This window comes from Micromonospora sp. NPDC051300 (assembly GCF_044455315.1).
GTDB lineage: Bacteria > Actinomycetota > Actinomycetes > Mycobacteriales > Micromonosporaceae > Micromonospora > Micromonospora robiginosa.
Genome location: NZ_JBITEP010000056.1, coordinates 1 through 15300, shown reverse-complemented (window position 1 = coordinate 15300; position 15300 = coordinate 1). Strand labels below are relative to the sequence as shown.

The following is a 15300-nucleotide window of genomic DNA, read 5'->3' as shown; positions in this document are numbered from 1 at the left end:
TTCGTCTTCCTCGGTCGTTCACCGGGTTACAACGCCCCGCCCCCGCCGACGATTCCGCCCCCAGGGTGCCGCCCACCACCCCCGAACCGGACACCGCACCCATCCGGGCAGATACCACCGGACCACCCCGCCCGGCCCGGCCCGCCGACTAACACCACGGGTGCATCCCGGCCCCGGACACAGCCATGACGTTCCACCCACCAGCCCACCGACGCGTCACTGGAACACCATGGGTGTCTCACGCCCTCCCAGACACCCGCAGCGTTCCACCGACGGCCCACCGAGGTGTCACTGGAACACTGTGGGTGTCTCACGCCCCCGCAGACACCCATGACATTCCACCCACCAGCCCACCGAGGCGTCACTGGCACACCATGGGTGCATCCAGCCCTCCCATACGCCAATGGTGTGCCAGCAGCGCGACTCGCGGCCCGTGGCGAGCGGAACGGCCGGCCCCGTGGAGCGGGGCCGGCCGGTCACGGGTGACGGGTCACCAGAGCTGCTGGACGATGTCCGCCGCCTGCTCCTCCCACTGCGCGTAGGCGTACGGGTAGGCGGACACCTGGACCGTCTGCGCCGCGCTGGTCAGCGGCAGGTCCCGCCAGCCGCCGACGTTCTTCAGCGCGCCGAAGAACGCCTTGCTGGCGTAGTCCGGGTCGGTGATCTGCTCGGACGTGCCCCAACCGGACGACGGGCGCTGCTGGAACAGGCCCTCCGAGTCGTGGTCGTTGTACGCGCCGAGGTGACCCAGGTTGTAGAGCTTCGACTCCTGCAGGGAGGTGGCGACGCCGATCACCGCGCCCCGCTCCCCCACACCGGTCTGCTTGGCCGCCTCGACGATGGCCTTGGCGTTGTCGAGCTGCGCGTCGTCGAGCGGAATGCGCGACTGCGCGCCCTCGACGCCGTGCGGCATGAGCTTGTCCCGGGCCGGCCGGTCGGCCTTGGCCGGCACCTTGTCGCTGCCGGTGGTCAGGCCGGACTTGGCCGCCTCGGTGGCGGTCTTCTTGCCGGTGGCGAGGTCGATGGCGGCCACGGCGCCGGCGTGCGGTCCGCTGGTCACCGGGGCGGCGACTGCGGTGGGGGCGAAGGCCAGCCCGCCCAGGGCGGCCACGCCGGCGACGGTGAGCGCGGCGCGGCGGTTCTGGGCGACGGTGGTGGTCTTCGCGTAGGCGGTCTTCGCGACGGCGGGGAGCCACCGGGTGACGTGCTGCTTCACGATGGTTGCCCTTTCGATCGTTACGACGCGCTCCGGGGTGAGCGCCCCTCGGGGGTCGGCCGGCGACCGGGGTTTCGGTGCCGGCGGTACGGGGGACACAACCAGCTCGGCCTGTCGGTCATTCCGGATATGTCAGGCGCGGCACGAGCTGCGGTCCGGGTCACCCCGGGTACCGGGCGACGGGTCGCTCAGCGGGCGGAACGGGACGGTTCGCCGAACCACACCAGGACGTGCCAGAGCTGCTTGAGGTGCTGCCGGGTGACCTCCGCCGGGCCGCGGTCGGCCCACCGCTGCGGCTCGCGTACCAGGGAGGCGGCGGCGCGACCGATCAGCTCGGCGTGCAACGGCTCCCCCGGTCGGGAGAAGTCGGCGTGCACGCGGGCGGCCAGCGGCGGGATGGCCGGGCCGCGGAAGTCGGCGTCGACGGCGTCCACGGGCAGCTCGAAGCCGGCGTGCCAGTCCAGCGCGAAGCCGTGCCGGTCGGCCGTCGCGGCGAGGCGCCGTCCCACGTCCGTGTCGCGGAACGACGGATCGGCCACCACCGCCTCGACGTCTCGGTCGAGCCTCACCTCGCCGTGCGCCTGCGCCTCGATGTAGTCGTCCAGCGCCCGGCCGGCCCGCGCGGACGCCCGTTCCCGGCCGGACAGCAGCGTCCGCAGCAGGGCGGCGGTGTCCATCCCGGACACGCCCAGGCTGGTGCCGGTGCCGGCGGTGGCGTCCAGCAGCGCGGCGAGGACCGGTTCGAACACGGCGACGGTGCCGACGTCGGTCGGGCCGAGGTGGCTGTCACCGAAGGTGAACGTGGTCCGGCTCAGCACCTCCGGGCGCAGCCGCAGGTGGCAGGAGCCGAAGCGGGGGCACGCCCCGTCGGGATGGTCGAGCAGGTTGAGGCCGCCGTACGTCGGGCGCTCGGCGGGACGCACGCCCGGACGCTGGTACGCGCCGCCGAACATCGCCATCTCCCAGACGTCGCGGTCGCCGCCGGGAAACGCGGTCAGCCCGCCGTTGGAGATGCCTGTGGTGAACTGGCTGCGGTAGACGCCCTCGGCGTCGAGCGCCTCAATCACGGTGCGGCCGTCCCGCAGCAACCGGTCCGGGTGGAAGTTGAGGGTCAGCCGGCCGTGGCCGGTCACGGTCGCGACCACGTCCTCGTACCTGATGTCGGTGCCGGACCCGGCGAGGTGGCCGGCGATCACGGCGAGGGCCTCCGGTCGGTCCCGCAGGGCGACGTCGCGCACGTGCCGCAGCGCGGCCGACTGCGCGGCGGTCAGCGTCGGTCCGGACATCGGGCGAGTATCACCGATCCGGCGCGGGTGGACCAGGCGGTTACCGGTGGCCGGCCGCGCCGAGGCGGGCCAGCAGGTGCGCGTTGCCGCCGGTCGCGGCGAGGTGGCGCAGCAACTGGTCGAGGGCGGCCTGCCGGTCGAGCGTGGACAGCGCGGAGCGCAACGCCCGCAGGCGTTGCCGCTCGGTGTCCGACAGCAGCGCCTCCTCCCGCCGGGTGCCGGAGGCCCGCACGTCCACGGCCGGGAAGGTACGCCGGTCGGCGAGCGCCCGGTCCAGCCTCAGCTCCGCGTTGCCGGTGCTCTTGAACTCCTCGAAGATGAGCGTGTCGGCGGCGGACCCGGTCTCCACCAGGGCCGACGCCAGCATGGTCAGCGAACCGGCCTCCTCGGTGGCGCGGGCCGCCGCGAGCAACTGCTTGGGCGGGGTCAACGCGGCCACGTCCACGCCGCCGGAGAGCGTACGCCCGGCGGAGCGGACGGTCAGGTTGTAGGCCCGGCCGAGCCGGGTCAGCGAGTCGAGCAGCACGACCACGTCGTGACCCAGCTCGACCAGGCGCTTGGCCCGCTCGATCGCCAGCTCGGCGATCGTGGTGTGGTCCTGCGGCGGACGGTCGAACGTGGCCGCGACGACCTCGCCCTTGATCGACCGCTGCATGTCGGTGACCTCTTCGGGCCGCTCGTCGACGAGCACCACCATCAGGTGGCACTCCGGGTTGTTGCGGGTGATCGCGTTCGCGATCGCCTGCAGCACCATCGTCTTGCCGGCCTTCGGCGGCGACACGACCAGGGCACGCTGGCCCTTGCCGATCGGCATCACCAGGTCGATCACCCGCGTGGTCAGGATGTGCGGCTCGGTCTCCAGCCGCAGACGCTCCCGCGGATGGACCGGGGTGAGCTGGTAGAAGTCGGGGCGGCCCCGGACCTGCTCGGGGGTGAGGCCGTTGACGGTGTCGAGCCGGGTCAGCGGCGCCGGTCGACCGGGCCGGGAATCCCCGGCGACCTCGCCGGTGACCAGGTCACCGCGGCGCAGGCCGTAGCGGCGCACCTGGCCGGCGGTGAGGTGGACGTCGGCGGGGGACGGCAGGTAGCCGTCCACCCGGAGCGGGAACTGCCCGCCTGCGGTGTCGAGGACACCGCTGACCGGGCGGGATGCGTGGGTCATGGGTTGCCTTTCTCAGGCGGCGTCGGTGAACACCGCCGACACGGGGAGGGACCGTGGCAGGGACCGCCCGACGGGTGGTAGCTGCGACGGGGACGACGGTCGAGGACCGGTCACACGGGAGAGAACGGAATCCGGGCGGCGCCTGGCGCCGGCATCCGGTTCCACAGGCAGGCTAACCCCTTCCCGGCGGTGCCGGCAAGCGATCACGGCACTGCTGGATCCCCGACGACCGCCGGCTCGCCCCGGGCCACGACGGTGTCGGCGGGTGCGGGGGCTGGTCATCGTGCCCGCCCTGTGCGACCCGGTCCGGGCGCACGCCGGCGCGGCCGGCACCACGATCCGGCCGCACATGCGCCGGCCCGCCCCCGGACCGGACCGATGCTCAGTGGCCCCGGGCGATCCACTCGTCGAGGTGCGGGGCCTCCGCGCCGATGCTGGTGTCGTCGCCGTGCCCGGTGTGCGCCACCGTCTCCGGCGGCAGGGTGAGCAGCTTGGTGCGGATCGACTCGACGATGGTGCCGAAGTCACTGTAGGAGCGGCCGGTCGCGCCCGGTCCGCCGGCGAAGAGCGTGTCGCCGGTGAAGACCGCTTCCAGCTCCGGCGCGTACAGGCTGCACGCTCCCGGGCTGTGCCCGGGCGTGTGCAGGACCCGCAGCGTGGCGCCGCCGACGGTGACGGTCTGCCCGTCGGTGAGGTCGCCGTCCGGCGGCGTGTCCGGATGGACCTGGTCCCACAGCACCCGGTCGGCCGGGTGCAGCAGCACCGGCGCGCCGGTGGCCCGGGCCAGCTCGGGGGCGACCCGGACGTGGTCGTCGTGGGCGTGGGTGGCCAGGATCGCCAGCACCCGGCGGTCGCCGACGACCGCCCGGATGGCGGCCACGTCGTGCGGCGCGTCCACCACCACGCACTCGTCGTCGTCGCCGATCACCCAGACGTTGTTGTCCACGTCGAACGTCTGCCCGTCCAGCGAGAACGTGCCGGAGGTGACGGCGTGGTCCACCCGGGCGGTCACGGGAAGACCACCACCGAGCGCAGCACGTCGCCGTGGTGCATCCGGGTGAACGCCTCCTCGACCTGGTCCAGGGCGATCTCCTCGGTGACGAAGGCGTCCAGGTCGAGGCGGCCCTGCCGGTACAGCTCGGTGAGCATCGGGAAGTCGCGGCTGGGCAGGCAGTCGCCGTACCAGCTCGACCTGAGCGCGCCGCCGCGGCCGAACACGTCGAGCAGCGGCAGGTCGACGGTCATCTCCGGGGTCGGCACGCCGACCAGCACGACGGTGCCGGCGAGGTCGCGCGCGTAGAAGGCCTGCTTCCAGGTCTCCGGGCGGCCCACCGCGTCGATCACCACGTCGGCACCGAACCCGCCGGTGGCGGCGCGGATCGCCTCGACCGGGTCGTCCTCGGAGGCGTTCACCGTGTGGGTGGCGCCGAACTTCCGCGCCCAGTCGAGCTTGCGGGAGTCGGTGTCCACCGCGACGATCGTGGTCGCGCCGGCCAGGGCCGCGCCGGCCACCGCCGCGTCGCCGACCCCGCCGCAGCCGATCACCGCGACGGAGTCGCCCCGGGTCACGTTGCCGGTGTTCATGGCCGCGCCGAGGCCGGCCATCACGCCGCAGCCGAGCAGGCCGACGGCGGCGGGCCGGGCGGACGGGTCGACCTTGGTGCACTGGCCGGCGTGCACGAGCGTCTTCTCGGCGAACGCGCCGATGCCGAGCGCGGGCGTCAGCTCGGTGCCGTCGGTCAGCGTCATCTTCTGCGCGGCGTTGTGGGTGGCGAAGCAGTACCAGGGCCGACCGCGCCGGCAGGCCCGGCACTGCCCGCAGACGGCCCGCCAGTTGAGCACCACGAAGTCGCCGGGGGCGACGTCGGTGACGCCGTCGCCCACCTGCTCGACGACGCCGGCGGCCTCGTGGCCGAGCAGGAACGGGTAGTCGTCGTTGATGCCGCCCTCGCGGTAGTGCAGGTCGGTGTGGCAGACGCCGCAGGACTGGACGCGGACCACCGCCTCACCCGGCCCCGGGTCGGGCACCACGATGGTGGTGACCTCCACCGGCGCGCCCTTGCGCCGCGACACGACTCCCCGGACTTCCTGGCTCAAGATGGTCTCCTTCGTCTCGGTCCCCCGCCGAACCTACCGCCGATCATCGCCGCCGGCCCAGGGTCGCGTACTCCCGTCAGGCCGGCACCGGCACCGCGGCGGCCCGGTCGTCGGCCCACCGGCGGCGGGCGGCGTTGCGGTAGCGCAGCACCTGCACCGCGCCGAGCGCCCAGAGCAGGTACTGCACGGCGAACGCCCAGCGGAACGCGGACAGCGGCGGGGCGTCCTGCCCGGTCGGGGTGGCCAGGTCCAGCACCACGCCGACGGCGAGGACGAGCGCGATCGAGGCGACGAAGCCGCCCACGTTGACGATGCCGGTGGCGCTGCCGATGCGGTGCACCGGGTTGAACGTGCGGGCGTAGTCGAAGCCGATCACCGAGCCGGGGCCGTTGACCGCGAGCACCACCACCAGCGCCACCAACAGCCAGTGCGGGGCACGGCCGGGCCAGGCCAGCACCACCGCCCAGACCGCCGCGGTGGCGGCGGTGATGGTGAAGACCACCACCGAGCGGTGGAACGGGTGCCGGGCGCACAGGTGCGCGACCACCGGGCCGCAGACCAGCGTCACCACGGTCATCAGGGTGAGCAGCCCGGCCGCGGCGGTGGGCGCGAAGCCCTGCCCCTGCACCAGGAACGGGTAGCCCCAGAGCAGGGCGAACACCGCGCCGGAGAACTGGGTGACGAAGTGCGTCCACAGGCCCAGCCGGGTGCCGGGCTGGCCCCAGGCGTCGGCGAGCTGCCGGCGTACGGTCGCCAGGGTCGGGGTGGGCGCGGCGGCGTGCTCGGCGCGCGGGGTGTCCCGGACCGCGACGAGGACCAGCAGCAGCACGGTGGCGCCGAGCGCCGCCGCGGTGAGGAACGCGGGGGTCCAGCCCGCGCGGTGCAGCAGCGCCACCAGGGGTACGGCGCCGAGCACCGCGCCGAGCTGCCCGACGGTGCCGGTGAGCTGCACGAGCAGCGGGTTGCGCCGGCCGGGGAACCAGTACGCCACGATCCGCAGCACGCTGATGAACGTCATCGAGTCGCCGAGGCCGACGAGCACCCGGGCGGCGACGGCGAGGCGGACGTCGACGGCGACCGCGAAGACGAGCTGCCCGGCGACCATCAGCGCGCCGCCGGCCAGCAGCAGCCGGCGCGAGCCGTAGCGGTCCAGCAGCACCCCGACCGGGATCTGCATCGCGGCGTAGACGGCGAGCTGGGCCACGGAGAAGGTGGCCAGGGCGGTGGCGTCGATGCCGAAGCGGTCCGCCGCGTCCACCCCGGTCACGCCGAGGGAGCTGCGGTGGAACACCGCCGCCACGTACGCGGTGACGGCCACCGCGTAGACCAGGGCGGCGGGCCGGCGGCCGGCGTTCACCGCAGCGTCCCGAGCATGGTGGCGGCGGTGTCGATGTGCCCGGCCACCGCGTCGCGCCACGCGCCCGGGTCGTCGCCGTCGAGCGCGGCGAGCTGGTCGGCGTGCTCGGCGAGGGCGACCGCGGCCCAGCCGGGTGAGAGGCGGAAGCTTGCCTCGCCCATGCGGAGCTGCCGGTCGCGCAGCCGGTGGTACAGCTCGGCCAGGATCTCGTTGCCGGCCGCCTCCACCACGGCGGCGTGGAAGGCCCGGTCGGCGGCCATCAGCGCGGTGAGGTCGCCGGCGGCGTGCGCCCGGCGCATCTCGTCGAGCCGGCCGGCCAGCTCGACGCGGAGCGCGGCACGGCGGGGCCAGACCCGCTCGGCGGCGTGCAGCTCCACCAGCCGGCGGGCCTCGACGACGTCGGCGATCTCGCGGGCGGAGACCGGCCGGATCAGCGCGCCCCGCTTCGGGTAGAGCCGCACCAGCCCCTCGGCCTCCAGCCGCAGCAGCGCCTCCCGGACCGGGGTACGCGACACGCCCGTCGCCGCCGCGATCTCGCCCTCGCTGACCAGTTGGCCGCCGGGGTAGACCTGCTCCAGGACGGCCTGCTTGAGGTGCCGGTACGCCCGCTCTGCGGCCGACGGCGCAATACTGGCCGGGCTGGGATGCGTCATGTATCTATGCTGCCCCCACCCCGGGAGGCGCCCATCCACGGCACCCCCGAGCGTGGCGCACACCACGACGCCCGCCTCCCCCATCAGGTGCCTGATCGGGAGTTGACCATGAAGTTGGCGGCGTTTCAGGTCCGAATTGTCGCCGCCAACTTCATGATCGACGCGCGGAGCCTCGGGGTCAGGTCGACCAGAGGGTGCGCAGCAGGGTTTCCACCTCGGAGGTGCGCTCGATCTGCGGCATGTGGCCGGTGTCGCGGAACAGGTGGGCGCGCGCGTGCGGCAGCCGGGTCCGCGCGTACGCCAGGTGCGCGGCGGGCAGGATCAGGTCGCGGTCGCCCCAGACCAGCAGCGTGGGCAGCGCCAGCGCGGCCACCGCGTCGAGCAGCTCGGCCCGCCACCGGGGGCGTACCCCGCGCCAGGTGCCCAGGTCGCGCACCAGCTCCCGCATCACCCGCGCCGCGTGCGGCTGCCGCGCCACCGCCAGCGCGGTGGCGATCCGCTCGTCGGTGACGTGGGCGGGGTCGACGAAGATGGCTCGCTCGGTACGGCGGGCGATCGCCGGGTGCGGGCGCAGCAGCAGCCGGGCCAGCGGCGGCACCGCCAGCAGCCGCAGCGCCACGGTCACCTCCCGGCCGAAGCCGGCGCTGTTGAGCAGCGCCAGGTCGGCCACCCGGTGCGGCGCGTCGGCGGCGAGGCGCATGGCCACCGCACCGCCGAGGGAGTTGCCGACCAGGTGGGCCGCGCCGGTCACCCCGGCGGCGTCCAGGAACCCGGCCACCGCGCCGGCCAGCGCGGGCAGCGTGTGCGGGCTGTCCAGCGGCGCGGAGCCGCCGTGGCCCGGCAGGTCCACCGCGAGCACCAGGTGGTCGCGGGCCAGCGCGGCGTGCAGCGCGGTGAAGTCGTCGAGGGTCCGGCCGATGCCGTGCAGCAGCACCACCGGTGGCCCGTCGCCGCTGATCCGGCAGCGCATACGCCGCCCGGCCACGGTGCGTTCGTCGGCCGGCGGCAGCGCGACGGTCACGCCTGACGTCCGGACTCCGGCGCGACCGCCTCGCCGTCCGACCGCGCGCCCACCCCCGGCTCGCCAGGTACGCCCACCGCCGGGCCGGAGCCGCCGGGCGCGGCGGACCCGGCAGGCGGAGCCGACTCGGCGGACGCCGGACGCGGGGCGGGCACCCGGGCCGGGCGGGGGCGCATGCCCAGCGCCAGCACCCGGCCGTAGCCGGCGGGGGCGATCCGGGCGAGCAGGTCGGGCAGCTTCGCCGACCAGCCGATCAGGACCCGGCCGCGCCGCCGCCGCGCGCCGTTCAGGATCGCCTCGGCGGCGGTCGCGGGGTCGATGGTGAGCAGCTTCTCGAACTGCCGGCGGCCGGCCTCGTACTCGGCGAGCGGCACGCCGCTGCCGACCCGGGCGCGGGCGGCGATCCGGGTCCGGATGCCGCCGGGGTGCACCGAGGTGACGCCGATCCCGTCGTCGACCAGCTCGTGCCGCAACGCCTCGGTGAACCCGCGCACGGCGAACTTGCTGGCCGAGTAGGCGGCCTGCCCGGCGGGGGCGATCAGGCCGAACAGGCTGGACACGTTGACCAGGTGGGCGCCGGGCTCGGCCTTGAGCGCGGGCAGCAACGCGTGGGTCAGCCGCACCACCGCCCGGAAGTTGATCTCGATGACCCAGAGGAACTCGTCCAGCGTGACCTGGTCGAACCGGCCGCCCAGGGCGACGCCGGCGTTGTTGACCAGCAGCCGGATCCGCGGGTGGGCGCGGTGGATCTCGGCGGCGACCCGGTCGGTCGCCTCGGCGTCGGCCAGGTCGACCACGTAGGTGTCGATCTCGCGGGGCAGGTGCCGGGCCCGGATCGACTCGACCACCGCGGCCAGTCCGTCGGCGTCGCGGTCGACCAGGACCAGGTCGCAGCCGCGCCGGGCCAGGCCGTCGGCCAGCGCCGCGCCGATGCCGCTCGCGGCGCCGGTGAGCACCGCGACACCGCCGGGGAACTCGAGGTCACGCATCGCCGCCTCCGGAGGTGGCCGCCGCCGCGGTGGCGGGCGCGCCGGCCCGGGCGAACCGTACGCCGTCGGTGAGCGGCCCGTGCCGCATCAGGCGTACGTCCCGGGGATAGTTCTGGTGCAGCCGCCACGGCGCGTGCGGCCCCTGCTTGGGCAGTTGGTCGACGGCGCGCAGCACGTAGCCGGACTGGAGGTCGATGATCGGCACCAGGTCGTCGGTCTCCGGGGCGACCGGGGTGACGATCTGCTGCCCGGTGTCGTCGAGGTGACGCAGCAACCGGCAGACGTACGTGGCGACCAGGTCGGCCTTCAACGTCCAGGAGGCGTTGGTGTAGCCGATCGTCATGGCGAAGTTCGGCACGCCGGAGAGCATCATGCCCTTGTAGGCGATGGTGCCGGCCAGGTCGACGTCGGCGCCGTCGACGCTCAGCGTCATGCCGCCGAGCGCGAGCAGGTTGAGGCCGGTGGCGGTGACCACCACGTCGGCCGGCAGCTCGTCGCCCGAGGCGAGGCGGATGCCGCGCTCGGTGAACGTGTCGATGGTGTCGGTCACCACCGACGCGCGCCCCTCGGCCAGCGCGGTGAACAGGTCGCCGTCGGGCACCACGCACAGCCGCTGGTCCCAGGGGTCGTAGCGGGGCGAGAAGTGCCTGTCGACGTCGTACCCGACCGGGAGCCGGCCCTTCGCGGCCCGGCGCAGGAACCGCTTCACCAGGCCGGGCGCGCGCCGGCTGAGCTGGAAGTTGGCCACCCCGAGCGCGACGTTCTTCCACCGGGCGACCGCGTACGCGGCCTTCGGGGGAAGCCAGCGCCGGGCGGCGTCGGCGAACGCGTCGCGTGAGGGCAGCGAGATCACGTACGTCGGTGAGCGCTGGAGCATGGTGACGTGGGCGGCGGTGTCGGCCATGGCCGGGACCAGGGTGACCGCGGTGGCGCCGCTGCCGATCACCACCACCCGCCGGCCGGTGACGTCGAGCCCCTGCGGCCAGTGCTGTGGGTGCACGAGCGTGCCGGCGTAGCGCCCGACGCCGGGCAGCGGGGGCGTGTAGCCCTCGTCGTAGCGGTAGTAGCCGGAGTTGGTGAACAGGAACGCGCAGGTAAGCGTCGTGTCCTCGCCGGTGTCGTCGCGGTGGGCGTGCACCGTCCAACGGGCGGTCGCGCTGTCCCACTCAGCGCGCGTCACCCGGTGGTGGAAGCGGATGTGCTCCTGCACGCCGTATTCCCGGGCGGTGTCGCGCACGTAGCGGCGGATCGACTCGCCGTCGGCGATGGCCTTCGGGTCGGTCCACGGCTTGAACGAGTAGCCGAGCGTGTACATGTCCGAGTCCGAGCGGACGCCCGGGTAGCGGAACAGGTCCCAGGTGCCGCCGATCGCGCCCCGCGCCTCCAGCACCACGTAGGTCTTGCCGGGGCACTCGCGTCCCAGGTGGACGGCGGCGCCGACGCCGGACAGGCCGGCGCCGACGATGAGGACGTCGACGTGCTCGGAGGCCATGGCTTCTCCCGTTCTCCCCCGGCGGTGGACCGGACACTATCCACCGCCCTCGACCCCAGTCAACACCCTGTCGAGTCCGATCGACAGGGTGTCGAGCGGGTGTAGCATCGGCCGACATGAGCCCCGCCCGTACGCCGACCGGCGCCGCGCCGACGCGCGGGCGGCGGGCCGGTCGCTCCACCGGAGACGACCGGGAGGGGGCGATCCTGGCCACCGCCGAGCGGCTGCTGCGCGAGCGCGCCTTCGGCGACATCTCCATCGACGACCTGGCCCGGGGCGCGGGCATCTCCCGGCCCACGTTCTACTTCTACTTCCCGTCCAAGGACGCGGTGCTGCTCACCCTGCTCGACCGGGTCACCCTGGAGGCCGACGCCGCCGCCGGCGACGTGCTGGACCGGCTCGCCGAGGACCCGCGCGCCCGGTGGCGGGAGCTGATCTCCCGGTTCCACGCCACCTTCGGCGGCCACCGGGACGTGGTGCTGGCCTGCGCCCAGGTGCGCGGCACCAACGCCGAGGTCCGGCGGCTCTGGGCCGAGGTGCTGGAACGCTGGGTGCGCGCGGTCCAGGCCGCGATCGAGCTGGAACGCGCCCGCGGCGCGGCCCCGGACGGGCTGCCCGCCCGGGACCTCGCCATCGCGCTGAACTCGATGAACGAGCGCGTCTGGTATGCCACGTTCGCCGGCGACGGGCCGGCGGTGGCCGAGCGGGACGTGGTCGACGTGCTGCTCGACGTCTGGCTGACCGCGATCTACCGCACCACCGCGCCCCCGGTCACGCCACCCGGCTGAACTCCATGATCCAGTTGGTCTCCCAGGTGCGTTCGCCGTCGGTGGAGAACGCCTGCTCCCAGCGGCAGGAGGTCGCGGTGATCGCCGACCAGACGAACCGGCAGCGCACCGGCCGCCCCTCGTCGGAGTCGTCCGCGAAGAACGTGCCCACGCCGTCGGCGAAGCCGCCCACCACCGGCGGCACCTCCACCACCCCACGCCGGCTGTTCATCCAGTAGATCGACCACAGCCCGGTCGCCGGGTCGCGCAGGCGCACGGTGGAGCCGGCGAAGCCCCGGGTCGGGAAGCGGATCTCGTCGAAGCTGCCGGCGCCGTCGAAGAACGACCGCGCCTCGCTGACGCCGGGGAACTCGTCCCAGTCGTCGCTGCCCACGTGGCGCTCGCGCAGCCGCCGGTTGGTCACGTCCCAGGTGCCGACGAAGAAGTCGAAGTCGCCCATCAGCGTCCCACCGGCCCCTCGGCGCGGGTGTCGGCCAGGTAGCCGGCCAGGTCGGGTCGCTCCGGCGCGAGCAGGTGCCGGATCCAGGCGGCGCGCTCGTGCTCCAGCACGCCCAGCTCCCACACGCAGCCCACGCCGGGCCGCGTCAGGTCGACGAAGTGCGCCGGGTCGTCGTCCGGGCAGTCCAGCGCCGGCTGCCCGGCGATCGCGATCCGGCACTCGACCACGTTGTCGAAGAACCAGCTGTACGCCAGCAGGTACGCCCCGGTGTCCGCGCCCCGGTGCAGCACCACCCAGCTCGCCGGCGGGGTGCCGCCGTCCGGGCCGGGCAGCAGCGCCGGCAGGTACGCGTAGGCGGCGTCGACCACCTCCGGTTCGAGGCGGCATTCCGGCTGGTCGATGTGGTAGCGCTTGACGTGCCGGCCGGCGACCTCGACGGTTCCCGGCACGGTCAACTCCTTGTCGTGGAAGGCCATGCCGGGACGGTAGGACCACTTCCCTGACAGCTAGTGTCAGCGGAATGCGGGCCAGTCGACTCCTGTCCATCCTGCTGCTCCTGCAGGCCCACGGCCGGCTCACCGCCGCCGACCTGGCCGCCCGCCTCGAGGTGTCGACGCGCACCGTCTACCGGGACGTCGAGGCGCTGCACGCCGCCGGCATCCCGCTCTACGGCGAGGCCGGCCACGCCGGCGGCTACCGGCTGGTCGAGGGGTGGCGGACCCGGTTGACCGGCCTGACCGGCGAGGAGGCCGACCGGCTGCTCTTCGCCGGGCTTCCCGGGCCGGCCGCCGAACTGGGCTACCAGTCGGTCGTGGCGGCCGTGCAGCTCAAGCTGCGCGCCGCGCTCCCGGCCCCGCTCGCCGACCGGGCGGCCCGGCTGGAGCAGCGGTTCCACCTGGACACGCCGGGCTGGTACTCCGACGGCGACCCGTCACCGCACCTGGCGGCGGCGGCCGAGGCGGTGTGGCGGGAGCACCGGGTGCGGGTCCGCTACCGCAGTTGGCGCGGCGAGGTGACCCGGGTGCTGGAACCGTACGGGCTGGTGCTCAAGGGTGGCCGCTGGTATGTGGTCGCGGCCCGCCCGGACCGGACCGAGCCGGCCACCTACCGGGTCAACCAGATCCTCGACCTCAGCGCGCTGGACGAGCCGTTCGACCGGCCGGAGTTCGACCTGCCGGTGTGGTGGCGGGCGCACGTGGTGGCGTTCCGGGCCGGGCTGCACCGCGACGAGGCAACCGTGCGGCTCTCCCCGAGTGGGCGGGCACGCCTCCGCGAGGTCGGCAGCGACGTGGTGGTCGCCGCCGCCGACGCGACCGCCGGCCCGCCCGACGCGGACGGCTGGGTGTGGGCGGTCCTGCCGATCGAGTCGCTCACCCACGCGCACGGCGACCTGCTGCGGCTCGGCGCCGACGTGGAGGTCCTCTCCCCCGCCGCGCTCCGCGACCGGCTGGCCGAGACCGCCGCCGCGCTCGCGGCGCTCTACCGCCGGCCGCCGGCAGCCGGCAGCCTGATCGCGGCCGGCGGTCAGGAGCGCGGCGCGGGTCCGGGGCGATCGGACTCCTGAGCCGTCGCCTCGCGCGGCCCGGTCGCGTCGCGCGGCTCGCCGTGCAGGTCGCGCAGGGCGTCGGCGAGCTGCGCGTCGGCGGCGTCGCCGGCGCCCCACCACCGCCGGGCCAGCTCGACGGTGCGGCCGAGGCTGTCCTCGCCCGGCCGCTCCACCCGCAGCTCGGCGCGCATGATGCGCAGGAAGGTCACGGTCACGGCGTCGGACTCATCGGCGATCACGTCCGTACCCTAACCACCGGGTACGACGACGCCGCGGCCCGGTGGGGACCGCCGCCCGGTCGAGGGGCACCGGGTCGGCATGCCCCAGCGGTACGAGAACCGGCGTGCGCGAGCAGCGCCCGGCTCGGCTCGTGGCACGCGGCCTGCGCAGGTCACTAGGCTGAGGCGGTGATTCGGGCCGTGATCGTGGACGTCGACGACACCCTGTGCCTCACTCAGGCCGCCTCGCTCGCCCTGGAGAACGAAGTTCTGACCGAGATGGGCCGGCAGCCGATGCCGCGGGACGTGCATCTGTCCACATGGGGTGAACCCCTCCTGGACGCCATGCCCAGAAGGTCGCCCGGCGTCGACCTCTCGCTGTTCTCGGCGCTTCATCGACGCGCGCTGGAACGGCACATCGCCGACGGTCGCCTGGACGTCATTCCGCCGGAGAACCTGCGCGCGCTGGACGAGTTCGTGCTGGCCGGCCGGTCGGTGTTCCTGCTGACGTCCCGAACCGAAGACGAGATGCGGCACATGGTGGAGCCGGATCACATCCTGGCCGGGCGCGTCAGTGGCATCTACCACGCCGGCAACACCCGCTTTCGGAAGCCGGATCCGCGCGTCTTCGACGAGTTGCTGGCGGCCACGGGGATACCGCCTCAGCAGTGTGTCTACGTGGGGGACTCACCAGGCGACGCGGTGGCCGCCGGCCGCGCCGGCATGAGTTTCGTCGGCTGCCTCCAGAGCAGGGTACGAAAGCCTGAGGACTTCCAGCTCCGTTACGTCACCACGTTCATCGACGCCTTCCCCGATGTGGTCGAGGCAGTCCGGCAGCTCGACCGGTTGACCGCTGCCGACGTCCACCACTGGCCTGAGCCGCGTGTGGGCGAGGACGGCGTGGACCGCTACAGCTCGCCTCCCGCCGCCCCGAGTTCGGGGGGAGTGTGTCGATTTCCGTGTTTGGGCCTGTGGTGTGATCGAGATTGTTAGATGGCGATCCGGTCGCCGTAGGCGAGGATAAGGGCGTTGAGGG

Annotated in this window: 15 protein-coding genes and 1 pseudogene; 3 read left to right on the top strand and 13 right to left on the bottom strand. The window is 74.2% G+C overall.

Annotated elements, in window-relative coordinates; translation table 11 throughout:
• Nucleotides 1-490: 490 nt before the first annotated feature.
• From ACIA5A_RS30470 to ACIA5A_RS30425, 10 genes and pseudogenes are all read right to left on the bottom strand, one after another.
• Nucleotides 491-1216, bottom strand: coding sequence for a hypothetical protein (locus tag ACIA5A_RS30470; protein ID WP_396768164.1), 726 nt, complete (start codon nucleotides 1214-1216; stop codon nucleotides 491-493).
• Nucleotides 1217-1404: 188 nt separating this feature from the next.
• Nucleotides 1405-2502 carry a DUF3626 domain-containing protein gene (locus tag ACIA5A_RS30465; protein ID WP_396768162.1) on the bottom strand — a complete coding sequence of 366 codons (1098 nt, stop codon included), beginning with the start codon at nucleotides 2500-2502 and terminating at the stop codon, nucleotides 1405-1407.
• A 40-nt stretch (nucleotides 2503-2542) separates the two neighbouring features.
• Nucleotides 2543-3646: pseudogene (rho, locus tag ACIA5A_RS30460) on the bottom strand (transcription termination factor Rho); the annotation flags it as partial.
• Nucleotides 3647-4046: 400 nt separating this feature from the next.
• Nucleotides 4047-4676 carry an MBL fold metallo-hydrolase gene (locus tag ACIA5A_RS30455; RefSeq protein ID WP_396768160.1) on the bottom strand — a complete coding sequence of 210 codons (630 nt, stop codon included), beginning with the start codon at nucleotides 4674-4676 and terminating at the stop codon, nucleotides 4047-4049.
• Nucleotides 4673-5761: an S-(hydroxymethyl)mycothiol dehydrogenase gene (locus ACIA5A_RS30450; protein ID WP_396768158.1), complete on the bottom strand. Its 1089-nt coding sequence runs from the start codon at nucleotides 5759-5761 to the stop codon at nucleotides 4673-4675. Before ACIA5A_RS30450 ends, ACIA5A_RS30455 begins: the two co-directional genes overlap by 4 nt.
• A gap of 76 nt (nucleotides 5762-5837) precedes the next feature.
• Nucleotides 5838-7118 carry a nitrate/nitrite transporter gene (locus tag ACIA5A_RS30445; protein ID WP_396768156.1) on the bottom strand — a complete coding sequence of 427 codons (1281 nt, stop codon included), beginning with the start codon at nucleotides 7116-7118 and terminating at the stop codon, nucleotides 5838-5840.
• Entirely contained in the window at nucleotides 7115-7771 is a 657-nt protein-coding gene (locus ACIA5A_RS30440; RefSeq protein WP_396768154.1) for a GntR family transcriptional regulator, read from the bottom strand. The genes ACIA5A_RS30445 and ACIA5A_RS30440 overlap by 4 nt, the downstream gene beginning before the upstream one ends.
• Nucleotides 7772-7949: 178 nt before the next feature.
• The gene (locus ACIA5A_RS30435; RefSeq protein ID WP_396768152.1) at nucleotides 7950-8792 is read right to left on the bottom strand and encodes an alpha/beta fold hydrolase; all 843 of its coding nucleotides are present in this window, start codon (nucleotides 8790-8792) and stop codon (nucleotides 7950-7952) included.
• Complete coding sequence (locus ACIA5A_RS30430; RefSeq protein WP_396768150.1) at nucleotides 8789-9781, bottom strand: SDR family NAD(P)-dependent oxidoreductase; 993 nt, start codon at nucleotides 9779-9781, stop codon at nucleotides 8789-8791. Before ACIA5A_RS30430 ends, ACIA5A_RS30435 begins: the two co-directional genes overlap by 4 nt.
• Complete coding sequence (locus ACIA5A_RS30425) at nucleotides 9774-11273, bottom strand: flavin-containing monooxygenase (RefSeq protein WP_396768148.1); 1500 nt, start codon at nucleotides 11271-11273, stop codon at nucleotides 9774-9776. The genes ACIA5A_RS30430 and ACIA5A_RS30425 overlap by 8 nt, the downstream gene beginning before the upstream one ends.
• 116 nt (nucleotides 11274-11389) lie before the next feature.
• On the opposite strand from ACIA5A_RS30425, the gene ACIA5A_RS30420 reads away from it, so the two are divergent.
• The gene (locus ACIA5A_RS30420; RefSeq protein WP_396768146.1) at nucleotides 11390-12061 is read left to right on the top strand and encodes a TetR/AcrR family transcriptional regulator; all 672 of its coding nucleotides are present in this window, start codon (nucleotides 11390-11392) and stop codon (nucleotides 12059-12061) included.
• On the opposite strand, the gene ACIA5A_RS30415 is transcribed toward ACIA5A_RS30420, so the two are convergent.
• Nucleotides 12045-12500, bottom strand: coding sequence for a hypothetical protein (locus tag ACIA5A_RS30415; RefSeq protein ID WP_396768144.1), 456 nt, complete (start codon nucleotides 12498-12500; stop codon nucleotides 12045-12047). The two genes, ACIA5A_RS30420 and ACIA5A_RS30415, sit on opposite strands and share 17 nt — an antisense overlap.
• A complete protein-coding gene (locus ACIA5A_RS30410; protein ID WP_396768142.1) occupies nucleotides 12500-12976 on the bottom strand; it encodes a hypothetical protein in 477 nt (158 codons plus the stop codon). Before ACIA5A_RS30410 ends, ACIA5A_RS30415 begins: the two co-directional genes overlap by 1 nt.
• A gap of 44 nt (nucleotides 12977-13020) precedes the next feature.
• On the opposite strand from ACIA5A_RS30410, the gene ACIA5A_RS30405 reads away from it, so the two are divergent.
• Nucleotides 13021-14064: a helix-turn-helix transcriptional regulator gene (locus tag ACIA5A_RS30405; RefSeq protein ID WP_396768140.1), complete on the top strand. Its 1044-nt coding sequence runs from the start codon at nucleotides 13021-13023 to the stop codon at nucleotides 14062-14064.
• On the opposite strand, the gene ACIA5A_RS30400 is transcribed toward ACIA5A_RS30405, so the two are convergent.
• Nucleotides 14025-14285, bottom strand: coding sequence for a hypothetical protein (locus ACIA5A_RS30400; protein WP_396768138.1), 261 nt, complete (start codon nucleotides 14283-14285; stop codon nucleotides 14025-14027). The genes ACIA5A_RS30405 and ACIA5A_RS30400 overlap by 40 nt on opposite strands.
• Before the next feature lie 168 nt (nucleotides 14286-14453).
• On the opposite strand from ACIA5A_RS30400, the gene ACIA5A_RS30395 reads away from it, so the two are divergent.
• Nucleotides 14454-15257: an HAD family hydrolase gene (locus tag ACIA5A_RS30395; protein ID WP_396768136.1), complete on the top strand. Its 804-nt coding sequence runs from the start codon at nucleotides 14454-14456 to the stop codon at nucleotides 15255-15257.
• Nucleotides 15258-15300 lie beyond the last annotated feature (43 nt).